The organism is Pediococcus ethanolidurans, assembly GCF_001437405.1.
Classification (GTDB): domain Bacteria; phylum Bacillota; class Bacilli; order Lactobacillales; family Lactobacillaceae; genus Pediococcus; species Pediococcus ethanolidurans.
This window is the reverse complement of sequence record NZ_JQBY01000052.1, coordinates 1-2,180: the sequence shown is the minus strand read 5'-3', so window position 1 is coordinate 2,180 and position 2,180 is coordinate 1. Positions and strand designations below refer to the sequence as shown.

At 37.1% G+C, this 2,180-nt stretch carries 2 protein-coding genes; both read right to left on the bottom strand.

The window, feature by feature from the left end:
* Window positions 1–37 precede the first annotated feature (37 nt).
* Window positions 38–826, bottom strand: coding sequence for an IS21-like element helper ATPase IstB (istB, locus tag IV87_RS10760; protein WP_057808135.1), 789 nt, complete (start codon window positions 824–826; stop codon window positions 38–40).
* A 3-nt stretch (window positions 827–829) separates the two neighbouring features.
* Window positions 830–2,017 carry an IS21 family transposase gene (gene istA / locus IV87_RS10755; RefSeq protein ID WP_307724351.1) on the bottom strand — a complete coding sequence of 396 codons (1,188 nt, stop codon included), beginning with the start codon at window positions 2,015–2,017 and terminating at the stop codon, window positions 830–832.
* Between the last annotated feature and the right edge of the window lie 163 nt (window positions 2,018–2,180).

Here is a 2,180-nt window from a genome sequence, read left to right as displayed (position 1 = left end):
AAAAATGTACAAAATGGGCGGTTTTAGAATGTACAATTTAGCCGGTTTGACCGCGTTTCATTCTTAACTGCTTTTTTGTTGATTTTGATTCTTTAGTTTGGGTTGTTTCTCGATACTCTCGCATTCGGTAAGATTGTCCTGAAATCTTAATAATCTTTGAATGATGAACTAATCGATCTAAGATTGCGTTCGCCAAAGCTTCGTCGCCAAAAACATGTCCCCATTCTGATAGAGGTGCGTTGGTAGTAATAATCGTTGATCGACGCTCATAACGCCGATTAATCAGTTGGAATAATAAGTCTGCCCCCAGCTTATCAACTGGTAAATACCCCACCTCATCAATAATTAGAAGCTTATAGCGCACATACTGCCCTAACCGGGCGTTTAATTTCTGTTCGCGATAAGCACTAATCAATTTACTAACTAATTCTTGACAGGTTATAAAATAAGCACTCTGATTTGCCTCGCAGGCCGCGATTCCAATTCCCGTTGCTAGATGGGTTTTCCCAACTCCTGAATTACCAATGAATAAAACATTATCATGGTGTTTAAGAAATTTCATAGTTGTCAGCTCCCAAATAACTTCGTTATTGATGCTGGGTTGAAAGTCAAAGTCAAAATCCTTAATTCTTTTGTTGTAAGGAAATTTGGCTAATTGAATGTTATTGGCAACTACTCGTTTTGTTTTAGCTTCTGCCTCGCGCGAAAATAAAGCTTCTAATACCGGACCAAGGTCCGGTGAGTGTGCTAAATACTCATTCAGATGTTCAGCCGTATAAGGTAGTTTAAGTAAGGCTAAATTGTGAATTAACTGTTCTTTATTCATTTGCTAGTTATCTCCTAATTCGTCGAAAGCTTGTAAGTTTTGGTGAATAAAATTTGTAATCTCGTCATCAGTTCGATCATGCATCAATCCAGTTCGTAAAATGTCTACACGATCTGTAGCTTCATAGTTTAGAAGTTGACTACTTAAATTGTGTGTTCGCACGCATTCTCCGTTATAATAAATACGGAGTTCATCGGTATAAGATTTTATTTTAACTTCTTTACCGATTAGCTTAACTGGAACAGAGTACTTACGATTCTCATAATTTACCATCGATTCATTCGAAACCTTTCTTGTCAGGGTAGGCGTTGAATATGAATCCAGTAAGGTGTAATTATTGGAACGTAGATACTCTTTTTCTTTTACCCAGCGGTCAGCTGGTATTTCGTGTATTGCCTGTGAGGTTTCGTAGTTTAAATCATCATTGAACTCTGAGATTATTTTATAAAGATCCCAAAAATCATCAAATTCATTATTCATCACACGCAACCGTTCGGTTGTCCGTGCTAATGATTCTACTTTTCCTTTCGTTTGTGGTCTAAAGGGACGACATGCAATTGGTTTGTAGCCGGCATCACGACTGAATTCACGAAACTTTTCGTTAAAAACTGGATTACCAAAGGTGCTGCGTTGATGATCAACAACCTGTTTCATATTGTCGAACCATATTTCATCTGGAACACCGCCGGTAGCTTCAAAGGCATCATTCAAACAATTAAAAAGGGTTTCTTGTTTACGATCACGCGTTAAAACAATATATTTATAACGTGAATATCCTAAAACATATAAAAACAAGTTAAAAGTAACTGGTTCATTTTGTCGGTTATAAAGAGTCATCGACTCTTTCCAATCCACTTGAGCAGAAAGACCGGGGTTTGTTTCTACTCGAATCGTTACTTTTTGTTGATTCGTCACACGAAAAATTCGACAATAATCTTTCACAATGGTTTCGCCACCAGGATATCCTTGCTTTTTAATGAAATAGAAAATGGCATGCGCAGAACAACCGATATTCAATTTCTCTTGAATTTTGTCCTTATATGGATCAAGAATACTGGGACGTTTTGTTACTTCTTTAGTAACTTCATTTGAATCATTGTCTAAAGCTCGCTCATAGTACTTCTTTGCGGTACGTCGATCGCAATCAAAGTTGCGACCAACGAGACTGTAGTTAGGTTTTAACTCTCTCAAGACACATTCCTCCATTAAATTGTAGAGATCAAAACGGAAATTCTTCATAAACTAATTCCTCCAAAAAAACCAAGATAGAATTAGTTTACCCTATTAAAAAGGATGTCCAATATTGGACATCCTTAAACCGCCGATAATGTACATTCTACAACCGCCCATTACA